This is a genomic window from Micromonospora sp. NPDC050784, assembly GCF_044456765.1.
Classification (GTDB): domain Bacteria; phylum Actinomycetota; class Actinomycetes; order Mycobacteriales; family Micromonosporaceae; genus Micromonospora; species Micromonospora foliorum.
In genome coordinates, this window is sequence record NZ_JBITGG010000015.1 from 121,365 (window position 1) to 135,105 (window position 13,741).

The 13,741-nt window shown below is 72.4% G+C and carries 13 protein-coding genes; 6 read left to right on the top strand and 7 right to left on the bottom strand.

Annotation, left to right across the window (positions count from 1 at the left end; all coding sequences use genetic code 11):
- Window positions 1-33: 33 nt before the first annotated feature.
- The 5 genes from ACIBD9_RS21135 to ACIBD9_RS21155 all read right to left on the bottom strand — a co-directional run bounded on the left by ACIBD9_RS21135 (window position 34) and on the right by ACIBD9_RS21155 (window position 4,542).
- Entirely contained in the window at window positions 34-444 is a 411-nt protein-coding gene (locus tag ACIBD9_RS21135) for a hypothetical protein (protein WP_396719986.1), read from the bottom strand.
- Between the two features lie 68 nt (window positions 445-512).
- Window positions 513-956, bottom strand: a complete 444-nt coding sequence (locus tag ACIBD9_RS21140; protein ID WP_396719988.1) for a nitroreductase family deazaflavin-dependent oxidoreductase — start codon at window positions 954-956, stop codon at window positions 513-515.
- An 81-nt stretch (window positions 957-1,037) separates the two neighbouring features.
- On the bottom strand, window positions 1,038-1,910 hold the full coding sequence (locus tag ACIBD9_RS21145) for a hypothetical protein (protein ID WP_396719990.1): 873 nt from the start codon (window positions 1,908-1,910) through the stop codon (window positions 1,038-1,040).
- A gap of 72 nt (window positions 1,911-1,982) precedes the next feature.
- Window positions 1,983-2,969, bottom strand: a complete 987-nt coding sequence (locus ACIBD9_RS21150) for an SEC-C metal-binding domain-containing protein (RefSeq protein WP_396719992.1) — start codon at window positions 2,967-2,969, stop codon at window positions 1,983-1,985.
- Window positions 2,970-3,075: 106 nt separating this feature from the next.
- Window positions 3,076-4,542 carry an MFS transporter gene (locus tag ACIBD9_RS21155; RefSeq protein WP_396719994.1) on the bottom strand — a complete coding sequence of 489 codons (1,467 nt, stop codon included), beginning with the start codon at window positions 4,540-4,542 and terminating at the stop codon, window positions 3,076-3,078.
- Window positions 4,543-4,762: 220 nt separating this feature from the next.
- On the opposite strand from ACIBD9_RS21155, the gene ACIBD9_RS21160 reads away from it, so the two are divergent.
- Window positions 4,763-5,344, top strand: coding sequence for a TetR/AcrR family transcriptional regulator (locus ACIBD9_RS21160; protein WP_396719996.1), 582 nt, complete (start codon window positions 4,763-4,765; stop codon window positions 5,342-5,344).
- Between the two features lie 101 nt (window positions 5,345-5,445).
- Here ACIBD9_RS21160 and ACIBD9_RS21165 read toward each other — a convergent pair whose 3' ends face one another.
- Complete coding sequence (locus tag ACIBD9_RS21165) at window positions 5,446-6,804, bottom strand: pentapeptide repeat-containing protein (RefSeq protein ID WP_396719998.1); 1,359 nt, start codon at window positions 6,802-6,804, stop codon at window positions 5,446-5,448.
- Between the two features lie 203 nt (window positions 6,805-7,007).
- Between ACIBD9_RS21165 and ACIBD9_RS21170 the strand changes: the two genes are divergently transcribed.
- The 3 genes from ACIBD9_RS21170 to ACIBD9_RS21180 all read left to right on the top strand — a co-directional run bounded on the left by ACIBD9_RS21170 (window position 7,008) and on the right by ACIBD9_RS21180 (window position 10,618).
- Window positions 7,008-7,802: an esterase/lipase family protein gene (locus ACIBD9_RS21170; protein ID WP_387171216.1), complete on the top strand. Its 795-nt coding sequence runs from the start codon at window positions 7,008-7,010 to the stop codon at window positions 7,800-7,802.
- A 173-nt stretch (window positions 7,803-7,975) separates the two neighbouring features.
- Window positions 7,976-10,192 (top strand): M48 family metalloprotease, encoded by a 2,217-nt coding sequence (locus tag ACIBD9_RS21175; protein WP_396720001.1) that lies wholly within the window; start codon window positions 7,976-7,978, stop codon window positions 10,190-10,192.
- Between the two features lie 3 nt (window positions 10,193-10,195).
- Window positions 10,196-10,618, top strand: coding sequence for a hypothetical protein (locus ACIBD9_RS21180; protein ID WP_396720003.1), 423 nt, complete (start codon window positions 10,196-10,198; stop codon window positions 10,616-10,618).
- 43 nt (window positions 10,619-10,661) lie between these two features.
- On the opposite strand, the gene ACIBD9_RS21185 is transcribed toward ACIBD9_RS21180, so the two are convergent.
- Window positions 10,662-11,534, bottom strand: a complete 873-nt coding sequence (locus ACIBD9_RS21185; RefSeq protein WP_396720005.1) for an aldo/keto reductase — start codon at window positions 11,532-11,534, stop codon at window positions 10,662-10,664.
- Window positions 11,535-11,776: 242 nt separating this feature from the next.
- On the opposite strand from ACIBD9_RS21185, the gene ACIBD9_RS21190 reads away from it, so the two are divergent.
- Window positions 11,777-12,139, top strand: a complete 363-nt coding sequence (locus ACIBD9_RS21190) for a YciI family protein (RefSeq protein WP_396720007.1) — start codon at window positions 11,777-11,779, stop codon at window positions 12,137-12,139.
- Between the two features lie 15 nt (window positions 12,140-12,154).
- On the top strand, window positions 12,155-13,657 hold the full coding sequence (locus ACIBD9_RS21195) for an FAD-binding oxidoreductase (RefSeq protein WP_396720009.1): 1,503 nt from the start codon (window positions 12,155-12,157) through the stop codon (window positions 13,655-13,657).
- The last annotated feature ends 84 nt before the right edge of the window (window positions 13,658-13,741 follow it).

Sequence of the window (13,741 nt, forward strand, 5' to 3'; positions counted from 1 at the left end):
TTGGTGGCGTGCGACGACGGCTCGGCCACTGTCTTAGCGGGTGATGCGGAAGGTCTGCTCGAAGTTCGGGTAGTCGCAGACGTCCTGGTTGCATAGTTCGAATCCGCCGCTGATCAGCGCGACACCCTTGTGGAGGACCAGCCCGCCGCCCTCCACCCACGCTCGCCCGGGCACGGCTTGCGGCTCGCCAGTGCAGCTGTTGAGTGGCGCCCAGCCGGACGCGTAGGCGACCCGGTCGCCCGACCGCTGCCGGACGATCAGCTCGGTCGCGCCGGACAGGCCGGCTGGGCAGGTCACGGTGAGGGTGATGTCCACTGCGACACCGCGCGCTACCAGGGTCGCGGACGTGACTTCGACGGTGCTTGCCGCGCTCGCTGGCGTCGGCGCCAGCATGACGGAGAGCGACAGCCCGAGCAGTGCGATGGTGGTGATGATGCGGCGCACGGCGGTTCTCCTTGTCGGAGTGGGTGCTTACCTGCGGTCACCCTAGCCCTCACCGGCAATGAGGTATATCAATCGCGCTCGATGACGACGACCGGGATCTCACGGTCGGTTTCCTTCTCGTAGCGGGCGTACGTCGGGAAGACCTTCGTCATCACCGGCCACAGCCGGACGCGCTCCTCGCCGGTCGCGGTCCGGGCCCGACCCGTGATCCGCTCCGCACCGACCTGGATCTCCACAACAGGGTCGGCGCTCAGGTTCAGGTACCAGGCGGGGTGCTTGGCCGCGCCGCCGTTGGACGCCACCAGCAGGTAGTTGTCGCCGTCGCGCCCGTACATCAGGGCCGTGCGACGCAGCTTGCCCGATCGGCGTCCGCGGGTGGTGAGCAGCAGCGAGGGTACGCCGTGGAAGGTGCCCCCGTCCGCGCCGTCGGACTGCACGTAGCGCCGGATGTGGCTGGCGACCCAGCCGACCGGGCTGTCCTCGATCGTCTCGTGCTGCTCTGCTGCGGTCACGGGCCCACCTCCTCGCTGGAGCCTAACGACGCTGAACGCCTCCGCGCGGCCCGGCCCACATTCTGGCGGCGCAAGCAGTCGTCACGAGGCCAGCAGGTCGAACAGGCCGCCGATGGCGAAGAGGACGGCCGCAGCCCACCGGAGAAGGCGAAACGGCCGAGTCTGGTTGAGCAGTCCGCCGTAGCCGGATAGTAGGGCGCCCCACACGCGGTAGGGCGCCGCTGACACGAGAAGACGCAGTGTCGGGAAGGAGATGATCGTCGCTATCACGGCGAGTACGAGGCCGGGATAGGTCCAGGACGCCCCCTTGTTCGTGAAGCCGGCAGTAAAGGCGACGAGGCCGACGAGCACGCCGGACGCGCCGAGGACGACGAGGCAGCCACTGTCGGAGCGCTCCATGTCCAGGACCAGGTTCCGTTCGTCCGCCGGTAACTGGCTGCCGATCAGTGCGTTGATTCGGCTCCGGGCGTAGGCCTGCTGTTGCGGACACACGTCGACCTCGTGCCGTCCCCCGCAGGTGTGCGCATCGGGGATCGTGGCCATGACCTGACTGTGGAAGTCGCGGTAGGTGGCAAGTGCCACGTTGAGCCCCACGGGAACGGCATCCGGAGGTTTGTTGACAAGGCGCACGTAGGCGAGCGCCTGGCCGGGCGAGACGATCGTGGTTGTCCGTACGACGTCTTTGAGAACGTTTGCCTGGAGCTTCAGTAGCCGACGAACCTCGCGTTTGCGCCGCGTCCGGCCCAACGGCCCGTCGGCGCGCTCAATGGTCCGCTGTCCCCACTCCTTCAGCTGCTCCGGATCGGGCAGGTCCAGAACGACGGTGAGCCCGGCCAGGTAGAGCATCGACTTGCCGAGACGACCCCAAAGGACCATGGCCACACCGAAAAGCTCCAGGTTCTCCGTCGGCCTACCCGCGAACCACGCATCGACGAGGTCGATCAAGCCACCCATGCCTGAACTCCGACCGATAGGGACAGCGGCAGACAGGTCGATGGTGGCAGGTGGGGTAAAGCGAGGAAACGGTCAGGCGCGTGAGCGGGGCAGGCAGCACTTCTTGTACTTGGCGCCGGACCCGCACCAGCAGGTGTCGTTGCGGCCGGGCGGCCAGGCCGTCACGCCGGTCTCGTCGAGGCTGTCGGCGTACTCGTCGAGGGTTTCCTCGCTGGTGGGGTCGCTTCCGGTGCGTTCGGCGAAGGCCGCCAGGCCGTCGACGGTGCCGACGACCACGCCCAGGTCGGCGCCGCCCATCCCGGAGGCGTCGACGAGGGCGCGTTCGAGCTGGGCGCGGTGATCGTCCCAGGTGGCGGGGTAGCTGTCGGCGAGGGTGGGCCAGCGCAGCAGCAGCGCGGTGAACTCCGCCTGCGGCCAGAAGAGCAGCGTCGCCGGGCCGTCGTCGAGGGCGTCGAGCGCGTGGGTGCTCGCGGCGCGCAGCCGGTCGGCGAGGTTGTCGTACTCGTCGTGGGGTAGGCCTTGCTCTTCGCGCAGGTCGTGCCGCCGCTGAGCCAGGCCGTAGATCATCGCGGCGGCCTCGTCCTGGGCGTCTTCAGAGTCGTGCTGCTGGGTGCGGGTCCGTTCCAGGATGGCGTCCAGTGCCCCGGTGAGCCATTCCAACGCCGTGTCGCTGTGGCCGGACTCGGCCAGCTCGTCGACCAGGTACGTGGCCGCCGGGTCGGTCTCCAGCAGCGGACGCAGGGCGGTCAACTCGGCCATGCCCTCGTCCGAGCGGTCGAGGCGCAGCAGCAGACCGCCGCGCACCGCCCGGGCGTACGCGTTGTCGTCCGGCTGCTCGGCGATGGCGCGGGTGGCCAGGGCGAGCGCGTCGGCCAGGTCGCCGGCCTGCTCCAGGATGTCCGCAGCGACCAGCAGGGCGTACCCGGTGTCGTCGGGGTCGGCGACCCGTCCCTCGTCGACGGCGCCCACCAGTTCGGCGACGAGCGCGGCCGGGTCCGGGCTCCCGGGGCCCAGGGCGCCGATCTCTTCGATGCGGTCGGCGGTCAGCAACTCGGACATGTGCGCATCCTGAAAGACGACGGACGGTGGGTGGGGAGAGCGGCCAGCGTACTCCTGGACAGGGAGCAGCCCGGGCGGCGAACCGCCCGGGCTGCGACACGTTCCGTCAGCGGGTCGCCGGCATGGTGGCGAACTCGCCAGCTAGCTCCGACTCGACGATCGTCGCGGCGGACGGCCGGCGACCGGCCGACGCCCGCCGGGCGGACGGGACGGCGAGGGCCGCGACCGCGGCGGCCAGGGCGATCGCCGTGAGGACGAGAAACCCCATCGTGAAGCCGGCCTCCCGGGGCAGCCCGTTGGCCTGCGGGTGCGCGGTGATCACGCCGCTGACCACGGCGGCGCCGATCGCGCCGCCGATGGTGCGGATGTTGGCGTTCATGCCGGTCGCCACGCCGGTCTGGCTGGCCGGCACGCTGCCGACGATCAGGTTGGCCATCGACGCGAAGGCCAAGCCGATGCCGAGGCCGACCAGGCCGCCGGCGATGGCGACCTCCCAGCGGGTGTCGTGCGCGGTGGCGAGCATCGCGGCGGCGGCCACGTTGAGGGTGGCACCGGTGGTGAGCTGCGCCTTGGCGCTGAAGACGGCCTGGAGTCGCCCGGCGACGATGCCGGCGACGAACATCGCGACGAGCATCGGCAGCATGAGCAGGCCGGCCTGGCTGATGCTGGCGCCGAAGCCGTAGCCGGCGACGGTCGGGGTCTGCACGAACTGGGGAAGGAACGCGTACACGGAGAACATCGACGCGCCGTAGAGCAGGGCGACCAGGTTGGTGGTCCAGACGCCGGGCAGGCGCATCATCCGCATGTCGATCAGCGGGTTGGGCGAGCGCACCTCGGTGACCAGCCAGCCGGCCAGCAGCACCACGGCGAGTGCCAGCAGGCCGAGGACCCGGGTGGAGGTCCAGCCCCACGTGGCGCCCTGGCTGATTGGCAGCAGCAGCGCGACCAGCCAACCGGAGAGCAGCAGTGTGGCGCGCCAGTCGATGCGACCGGGGGTACGGACCGGCGACTCGGGCACGAACAGGTGCGCGGCCACAGCGGTCAGCCCGACCACGACCATCGGGATCCAGAACAGCCAGCGGTAGTCCAGCGTGCTGACGATCGGACCGGCCAGCACGATGCCCAGGCCACCGCCGACGGCGACGATCGCCGAGATGGCGGCCACGGCGGTGGAGACCCGCGCGGCCGGGAACTCGTCGCGGATGATGCCGAACGACAGCGGGAAGACCGCTCCGCCGATGCCCTGGACGACCCGGGCGAGGATGAGGACGCCGATGTTCGGCGCGATGGCGGCGAGCAGGCAGCCGAGGGCGAGGGCGGCGAGCGAGACGACAAGCATCCGCTCCTTGCCGACCATGTCGCCGACGCGTCCGAGGATCGGCGTGAAGATCGACGCGCTGAGCAGGTAGGCGGTCAGGACCCAGGTCACGGTGTTCTGGGAGGTGTGCAGGTCCTGCTGGATGGTCGGCAGTACCGGGGTGATCAGCGACTGGAGCATCGCGAAGAACCCGGCGCCGGCCGCGAGCACGGTGAAGGTGAGCCGACGCGAGCTGCGTCGGGAGGTCACTGCCACGAGAGAAAACTCCCTGATTACGTACGGGAATGAGGCTTGTCACCCGTCGTCTGTGACGGGAGGTCTGTCGGGGTCCGGGCGATCGGGGTGGCCAGGCGGCGATCGGGCGGGTCCCGAGGTAGAGTAACCGGAGGCAGGCCTCCGGGATTCCGGAGGGGTGCCTCCACTAAGCTAGCGGAGGGTTCCCTCCGGATGCAACCAGGGTGAGGTGACGCACGTCATGGCCAGCGCAGGGCAGGCGCCCGAGGTCTTCGCCCAGCGGCCCAAGCGGGCCGACGCGCGGCGTAACTACGACGCCCTGATCGCGGCGGCGCGCGACGCGTTCGCCGAGCACGGGGCCGCCGCCTCGCTGGAGGACGTGGCCCGGCGAGCCGGGGTGGGCATCGGCACGCTCTACCGCAACTTCCCGAGCCGCCGTCACCTGTTCGAGGCCGTCTACGTCGAGGAGGTCCGGGCGCTGTGCCACTCCGCCGAGGGTCTTGCCGAGCTGCCACCCTGGGACGCGCTCGTCGCCTGGCTGCACCGCTTCGTCGCGTACGTCGCCACCAAGCGGGCGCTCGCCGAGCAGCTGCTGCACGACTCCGAGATCTTCGCCAGCTGCCGGACGGAGATCTTCTCCGCCGGTGAGCCGCTGATGCGTCGCGCCCAGTCCGCCGGTGTGGTCCGTGACGACATCGGCTTCGACGACGTGGTGCGGCTGATCAGTGGCCTCACCATGGCCCAGTTCCCGTCGCCCGAGCAGCGTGACCGGGTGCTCGGCGTGGCCCTGGACGGCCTGCGCCCACCGGCCGCCCCGCGCTGACGCCCCCGGCCGGCCGCGTCGCGGCGTTGACGCCCCGGCCGACGCGCCGCGGCGTTGACGCCCCGGCCGAAGCGCCGCGCCGGTGACGCCCGCCTGACCGATCAGCGGTCGACCAGTAGCAGCCACTCGTCGTCGAGGCGTTCGACGGTCGTGCCCGCCGGCCAGCGGTGACCTGGATCGGCGACCGCCCGGGCCTGCTCGACCTGCGGTGGCCGGCTGAACTGTGTGTCGCGGAAGCTGGCCATGCCGTGGAACCGGGCCCGGCCGAAGTTCGCGGCGTCGACGAAGCGGGCCCTGTCGAACAGCGCCTCCGCGCCGAACACCGTCCAGCGGAACAGCGCCATGTTCGTGAAACGGACCGAGTGGAAGTTGGTCGGCCCGCCGAACTCGGTGTGCTCCATCGACAGAGCGCCGTCGAAGACGGCCTCCCGGAACGAGGTGGCGTCCTCGAAGCGGGCGGCGTCGAAGCTGGTCGGCTGACCGAAGGTCACCCGGCGAAACGAGGTCGGGCCGGTGAAGCTGGCTCGCCGGCAGGACAGGCCGCCGGGAAAGGCGGAGCCGTCGAAGCTGGCCCCACCGCCGACGCGAAGGCCGTCGAGGACGACCTCGCCGTCGGCCGCGAGCCCCTCGAAGACCACGTCGTCGAAGGCCGCCGCGCCGAGCAGGAGACGCCCCCGCGCCGCCGCGCCCGCGAAGGTGGTCGCACCGGTGAACACCGCATTGGTGAAGTTGGCGTCCACGAGCGTGCAGCCGGCGGCGTCGAAGTCGACGAGCGTGGCACCGGCCAGGTCGAGCCTCAGCTCCGGCCAGGGGGCCGCGTCGTCCGCACGCAGGTGCCGGGTGAGCACGCGCTGCGCGCTGCGCCGGACCTCCGTCTCGCGCGGCTCGCCGTCGGGCGCCGGCATCCGCAGGTACGCGCAGAGCACCGCCGCGATCGTCGGGCGCTGCCCCGGGTTGTCCTGACCGAGGCGCTCCAGCGCGTGCAGGCCGCCGAGGCGTACCGCCGCGCTGTCGTTGCCGAGCAGCTCGACCGCCCGGGTGTAGAGCTCGGTCAGTCGACGCTCCGCCGCGTCGTGCTCGGCGGCCCCGGACTGTCGGTCCTGGTGGCGCTGCGCGGCCTCGGCCACCGCCTCGGCGTGCGCCTGCACCCGGTCCCGGTGCACCTGGTCCCGGGCGGCGACGCTCTCCTGGTGCCGCTGCGCGCGTTCGGCGATCCACTGGCGACGGGCGGCGAGCAGCAGCGCGAGCCCTCCGCCGGTGCCGGCGACCACGGTCAGGCCGGTGCGGATCGCGTCGATGCGCAGCGTGGCGCGGGTGTCCGGTTGGCTGGCGCGGTCGGCCTCGGTGAGCAGCAGGTCCAGCACCAGCCAACCCAGGGCGACGGCGACCAGTAGGCCGACCAGGACCAGCCACCACGGCATGACCCGCAGCTCGCGCTCGGTGGGTTCGTCGACAGCCACGGCCACAGCATGCCAGTCGTCGTCGGTGTCCGAGATGGAGCGTGGCGGTATGACCGTTTACGCCCCCGCCGGAACAACGGGTTACCGGCGCGTAACAAGTCATTGACGTTTCTAAATTGTTGCGGGGATGATCGTCGCACGGTCGACCGGACACCCCACCCACCTGCCCGGTTCGCCGGGTGCCTCCCCCCGGAGGTGCAGCCATGCTGCTCCGAAAGACCGCCCTCGTCCTGGCCCTCGCCACCGCCGCGGTGCTCGCGTCCACCGCCACGGCGACCGCCGCCCCCGCCGATCCCGCCCCGGCCACCGCCGCCCCCACCACACCCTTCGCCGCCGCGGCGGCCAACCCCGTCATCGTGGTCGGCGGGCTGAGCGGCGTCGCGGTCGCGTACGAGCCGATCGCCGCCCGCCTACGCGCCGACGGCTACCGCGCCTTCATCTACCAGCTGCCCGGGCTGGGCCTCGGTGACATCCCCACCTCGGCCCGCGCGTTCGCCGGCTACGTCGACCAGGTCCGCGCCAGCACCGGCGCGGCGACGGTGGACGTCGTCGCCCACTCCGAAGGCGGCCTGGTCAGCCGGTACTACCTCAAGCGGCTCGGCGGCACCGCCACCGTCGGCCGGTACGTCAGCCTGGGCACCCCGCAGTACGGCACGTACGTCGCCAACATCGTGGCGTTCCTGGGTCTGGGCAGCTGCGCCGGCGTCGTGGCCTGCCAACAGATGACCATCGGCTCGGCGTTCCTCGCCGACCTCAACGCCGGCGACGACACCCCGGGTGCGGTGCGCTACACCACCATCCGCACGTTGCAGGACGAGTTGGTCCGGCCGACCGGGAACGCCGCCGTCAACGACGGCGCGACGAACGTGCTGATCCAGGCGTACTGCCCGCTGCGGGTGGTGGGGCACCTCGGTCTGGTGCTCGACGGCACGGCGTACACCATCGTGCGCGGCGCCCTGGTCGACGGCCCGGTGCGACCCAACTGCCTCGCGCTCTGACCCGCTCCGGTGCGGCGGTCCCCAGGGGCCCGCCGCACCGGAGTCGCGACGCCGAGTGTCGGGTGCGCGACGATCCCGCGAAACGGTGTGGCAGACATCAGATGTGCTCGATAGCCTGCTCCGGCTGTCCATTCCCGACAGTGGACGCCATCCTTCCAGAGGGAGCAGCGCTCATGACCGAGCCGCCCACCGTGCCGCCGGAGAACACCCCGCCGACCGTGCCGCAGCTCGACGTCCGGGCCGCCCAACCGCCGTCGGCCGACACCCCGCCGCCCACCGGTGGGTTCGCCGACCGCCCACCCGGCTACCCCAGCGCGCTGGTCTGGCTGCGCGCCGGGATCCTGCGGGACTGGCGCGGCGTGCTCGGCGCGTTCCTCGCCACCTGGTTCTACCTGCCGGTCGCGCTGCTCATGGCGTTCTGGGGCGGTCTCACGTTCGCCATCGCCGGGCTCTTCGCCCTCGGGTCGGGCGCCGACGACCAGGTGCCCCAGGCGCTGCGCGACGCCCCGCTGATCGGCTCCCTGATCGAGGCGTTCCTGACCCGCTCCGGCGGGGTGCTCGGCGGTGTGGCCGGCTTCGTCATCGGCTTCCTGGTCGGCTTCCTCGTCGTGCTGGCGCTGCCCTGGCTGGGCGTCGCCGACGAGCCCTTCGCGCTGCTCACCGGCCTGATCGGCACGGTCATCGCGGCGGCGCTGATCGGAGTCCTCTACACGCTCTACCGGGTGCTGCTCGAACCACGCCTGCTGGTCGTCTCGGGTGCCCGCCAGCCCAGCCGCCGCGAGTACGCGCGGCTGCGCCCCGTGCTCGACGAGTGCGCCCGACGGCTCGGCCTGCCCAGCGTGCCGCGGCTGCTGATGGAGGACGACCCGGTCCTGAGCAACGCCCGGACGTACGCCCGGCACGTGGTGGTCACCACCGCCGTGCTGACCGAACCGGACGACGAGGTGGCCGCGCTGCTCAGCCACGAACTGGTGCACTGGCGCACCGGGGACGAGATCACCAGCGCCTTCGTCCGCGGCGTCGGCCTGCCGCTGACCCTCGCGCACGCCCTGCCGACCTGGCTGATGCGGACGTTCCCGCACCCGGCCACCAACTTCGTGGTCTTCGTGTTCTTCTGGCCGGTGCTGCTCACCATGCGGTACGTGGTGCTGCCGCTGCACGCCCGCGACGTGCGGGCGGCCGAGTACCGGGCCGACCTCGGCGCCGTGCTCACCGGGCAGGTCGATGGGCTGCGGCGCATCCTGGAACGGCGGCTGTCCTTCGAGACCGGCCGCAGCGGCTGGGACGAGGCGGTCTGCGCCACCCACCCACCACACGAGCTCCGGCTCGACGCGCTGGAGCGGGCGTCGCTGGCCGGTGCGCCCGCCGGGGCGGGCCAGCCCGTCACCGTCGACCGGCTGTTCAACCACTCCGGCCCGGTCGGCACCCGCCGCACCTGGCTGCTGGTCGGCGCCCTCGCCCTGGTCGCCTGTTTCGGCACCAGCGGGCTCGGCGTGGTGCAGTGGGCGTTCTTCCGCCCCCAGGCGGCGATCGACGGCTACTTCTCCGCGCTCGCCGACCGGGACAGCGAGGCCGCGCTCGGCTACCTGACCGACCAGGGCAACGGCACCGACCGTGACCTTCTCGGCAAACTGCTGCGCGGCAAGGGCTACCAACCACCCACCGACGTCGAGATCAGCTCGCTGGAGCGCGACGGCGAGACCGCCACCGCCACCGTGGCGTACCGGTTGGGTGACGCGCGGCAGACCGCCACCCTCGCCCTGCGCCGCCAGGACGAGACCACCGCCGGGCTGTTCCACGGCTGGCGGTTGAGCGGCGGGCCGACCCCACTCAACGCCGCGATCGCCGACCCCGGGGTACGGCTCAACGGGGTCGAACTGCCGGTCGCCACCGAGGGCCCGCCGCTGGTGCTGTTGCCCGGCGGCTACACCGCGACCGGCCCCTCCAGCGCGCTCAGCGAGACGCCGAGCGCGACCGTGCTGGTCGGCCCGGGGGAGACCGCCGCCACCCTGCAACTGGCGCCGGTGCTCAAGCCGACGGCGATCGAAGCGGTCGAGGCCCGGGTACGCGCCTGGTTGGACGAGTGCGCCAAGCAGACGGTCGCCGCCCCGCCGGGCTGCCCGTTCCGCTACTACGGCGGCTCCACCCAGAAGGTCACCTGGAAGATCCTGGAGTACCCGAAGCTCGCCGTCGAACTCACCGGCCCGGCCAGCGCCCAGGTCTCCACCCCGTACGAGACCCAGGGCAGGGTGCAGGTCAGCGGCACCACCACCTACTTCGGCACCAGCTCGCCGTTCAAGGACGAGGACGGGTTGACCGTTGCCGGCGTCGCCACCGCCGACGGGGACAGCGTGACCTTCCGACCCGCCGCCGACTCAGCGGGAGACTGAACAGTGACCGACAGCGATTCCGCAGCGCGGCTGCCCCTCCGGCTGACCATCAACCCCCGGCAGCGCCAGCCGTCGTCCGTCGACCTGCTGACCTGGATCCACCGCCGCCCGGAGTACCGGCCGGTGGTCCGCGCGGCCGGTGGCGGCGGGGGCCGACCGGGCTTCAGCGACGCGGTGATCATCGCGGTGCTGGCCCAGGGGCTGCTTCCAGGGCTGTTCAACCTGTTGCAGTCCTGGGTCGACCAGCAGCGCACCGAGGCCAGCATCCGGATCCAGAGCGGGGACACCGAAGTGGAGCTGCAGGTGAGCGGACGGACCGACTCCGCTCGCCTGCTGGCCCAGGCCACCGAGGCGCTGCGCGCCGCCCGAGAGCCCGGTCCGGAGCCCGGTCCGGACGCCGCCGGCCGATCCGACGGCGCCCGGTAGCCCGGTTAAAACGCTGCTGATCCGACGGCGTCGGACCGGCGGGTCAGCTCGCCTTGGCGAGCGCCTCGAACTCGTCGTCGGTGAGCCGCACGTCGGCAGCGCCCACGTTCTCCTCCAGGTGCGCCACCGAGGACGTGCCGGGGATCGGCAGCATCACCGGCGAGCGGCGCAGCAGCCAGGCCAGCGCGAGCTGCGCGGGCGACGCGCCGTGCGCGGTGGAGATGGCGTCCAGTGGGCCGCCCGGGCGGGCCAGCTCACCGGTCGCGATCGGGAACCACGGGATGAACGCGAGGTCGTTGCGCTCGCAGTACTCCAGCACGTCCTCGGCGCTGCGGTTGGCGAGGTTGTACAGGTTCTGCACCGAGGCGATCGTGGTGATCGCCCGGGACTCCTCGATCTGCGCGACGCTCACCTCGGACAGCCCGATGTGCTGGATCTTGCCCTCCTCCCGCAGCAACGCCAGCTCACCGAGCTGGTCGGCGAGCGGCACCTTCGGGTCGATCCGGTGCAGCTGGTACAGCGGGATGCTGTCCACGCCGAGGTGACGCAGGCTCAGCTCGCACTGCTGGCGCAGGTACTCCGGGCGGCCCAGCGCCCGCCAGTCGCCGGGGCCGGAGCGGCTCAGCCCGGCCTTGGTCGCGATGACCAGGTCATCGGCGTACGGGTGCAGGGCCTCCCGGATCAACAACTCCGAGACGAACGGCCCGTAGGAGTCGGCGGTGTCGATGAACGTCACGCCCAGCTCGACCGCACGGCGCAGCACCCGCACCGCCTCGGCCGGGTCCTTCGGGTCACCCCAGACCCCCGGGCCGGTGATCTGCATGGCCCCGTAGCCGAGCCGGTTGACGGTGACGTCGCCACCGATCCGGTACGTGCCGGACGCCTTCGCGGGCTGCTCACTGATATTTGTCGCCATTGCCCGATCCCCAATCGTCTCGTCGTGGCGGGCGTGGACAGCGCGGGCGTGAAGTGCCCACCCGCCACCGACGGATCATCCCCCGGAACCCCGCCGCCATGCCGTCGGTCGGCCGAGTGTGGGCCCGAACACGCCACGGGCGCGCCGAGCCGAGTTGCCGGGAAGCGCCCGGTACGACCGTGGTGTCCGTGCGACGCTGGCCGGAGCCGGTGCGTTCCGGAGCGACGGCGGAGGGAGCACCCATGGGAGTGCCGCAGGTCAACTTCGCGCTCGACACGTACGAGTGCATCGTGATCTATCCCGGCGCGGCCGGGCGGGCCCTGCCCGGCGAGACCGTGCAGCGGTTGCAGGCCGAGCACGCCGAGCACATGCAGGCGTTGCAGCGCCGCGGCATCATCCTGGTCGCCGGCTCGATCGACGGAACGACAAGTAACCCGGAGCCGCCGATCGGCTTCGGGCTGGCCCGCACCGGCAGCGTCGACGACGTCCGCAGCGTGCTGGAGGCCGACCCGGCGGTGCAGGCCGGGCTCTACCGGGTGGAGGTGCTGACCTTCCTCTGCCCGGCCGGTTCCCTGGAGTTCCCGCTGGTCAAGACGGAAAGCTGAGCCGCCGCTCCATCGGTGGCTGTCGTGATGGCGACGGCGCTCGCCCGCCTGCCGGTGCTACGGTCGCGCCCAGCGCGGGCCGCCGCCGCCGGGGCGTACCCGGTGTCGTGGGTCGGCCCCGGTCGAGGAGTCGCCATGATCTCCGCCGCCACCCCCGATGCCGCGTCGGCCGCCGCCCGACTGCGTGCCCTGCTCGGCGACCGGCTGCACGAGCCGGGCGATCCCGGTTACGCCACCACCACCCGGCTCTGGAACGGCGCGGTGGCGGGCACGCCCGTGCTGGTCGCCCAGTGCCGGGACGCCGACGAGGTGGCCGAGGTGGTCCGCGTCGCCGCCCGGTGTCACCTGCCCTTCTCGGTTCGCTCCGGAGGGCACGACTGGGCTGGCCGCGCGCTGCGCGACGGCGGTCTGGTGCTCGACCTGACCGGGCTGCGCGCGGTCCAGGTCGACCCGGGCGCGGCCACGGTGACCATCGGCGGCGGCACCACGGCGGCCGAGTTGCTCGCCGCGGCCCGCCCGTACGACCTGGTGGTCCCCACCGGCGTGGTCGACGCCGTGGGGATGGCCGGGCTCACCCTCGCCGGCGGGTACGGCCCACTGTGCGGCCGGTTCGGTCTCTCCCTGGACAGCCTGCTCGGCACCGAGGTGGTCCTCGCCGACGGCCGCCGGGTCACCGCCGATCCCCGCCACGACGCCGAGCTGTACTGGGCGCTGCGCGGCGGCGGTGGCAACCTCGGCGTCGTCACCGAGCTGCGCTTCCGCGCGCACCGACTGCCCGGCGTACTGGCCGGCATGATCATGTTCGCGCTGTCCGAGGCGCCGGCCGTGCTGCGCGGCTACGGCGCGCTGGTCGCCGAGGCCCCGGACGAGCTGACCGTGATGGCCGGTTTCCTGCCCGGCCCGGCCGGCGAGCCGGTGATCTTCGTCTGCCCGTTCTACAGCGGCCCGGACCTGGCCGCCGGGGCACCGTGGATGGACCGGCTGCGCGCGCTGGGCACGCCACTGGTCGACCAGATCGGCCTGATGCCGTACGCGGACGCCCTGCGCATGTTCGACGGCGGGATGGTCGACGGCAACCACTACCTGCTGCGGACCCGGTGGTTGCCCGCGCTCACCGACGGCGTGGTGGACACGCTCGTCGACGCGGCCCGGCAGGTCACCTCGCCGTTCTCCGCGCTGGCCGTGCACCACTTCCACGGCGCGGCCACCCGGGTCCGACCCGCCGACACGGCGTTCGGGCTCCGCGCCGACCACCTGATGACCGAGGTCATCGCGGTCTGGGCGCCCGGCGACCAGGCCGGCCCGCACCGCGAGTGGGCCGAGCGGACCTCGGCGGCCCTCGCCCCGCACGCCCTGCCCGGTGGGTACCCCAACCTGCTCGCCCCGGAGGAGACCGACCGGGTCCGGCTCGCCTACGGCGCGAACTGGGCGCGGCTACGCCACGCCAAGCGCCGCTACGACCCCCGCGACCTGCTCCACGCGGTGCCCACCCTGCCGCCCCCGGGACACCCGGAATGAGCCCCCGCCCGCCGCCGTCGGGGCACCCGCAGTGAGCCGCCGCCGGGAGCACCCCGACACCGCACGCCACCGGAGGCGTACGAT

Coding starts and splice junctions, on each gene's coding strand:
- ACIBD9_RS21145 (WP_396719990.1), bottom strand. CDS start 1,910: ATGGGTGGCTTGATCGACCTCGTCGATGCGTGGTTCGCGGGTAGGCCG.
- ACIBD9_RS21150 (WP_396719992.1), bottom strand. CDS start 2,969: ATGTCCGAGTTGCTGACCGCCGACCGCATCGAAGAGATCGGCGCCCTG.
- ACIBD9_RS21160 (WP_396719996.1), top strand. CDS start 4,763: ATGGCCAGCGCAGGGCAGGCGCCCGAGGTCTTCGCCCAGCGGCCCAAG.
- ACIBD9_RS21170 (WP_387171216.1), top strand. CDS start 7,008: ATGCTGCTCCGAAAGACCGCCCTCGTCCTGGCCCTCGCCACCGCCGCG.
- ACIBD9_RS21175 (WP_396720001.1), top strand. CDS start 7,976: ATGACCGAGCCGCCCACCGTGCCGCCGGAGAACACCCCGCCGACCGTG.
- ACIBD9_RS21185 (WP_396720005.1), bottom strand. CDS start 11,534: ATGGCGACAAATATCAGTGAGCAGCCCGCGAAGGCGTCCGGCACGTAC.
- ACIBD9_RS21190 (WP_396720007.1), top strand. CDS start 11,777: ATGGGAGTGCCGCAGGTCAACTTCGCGCTCGACACGTACGAGTGCATC.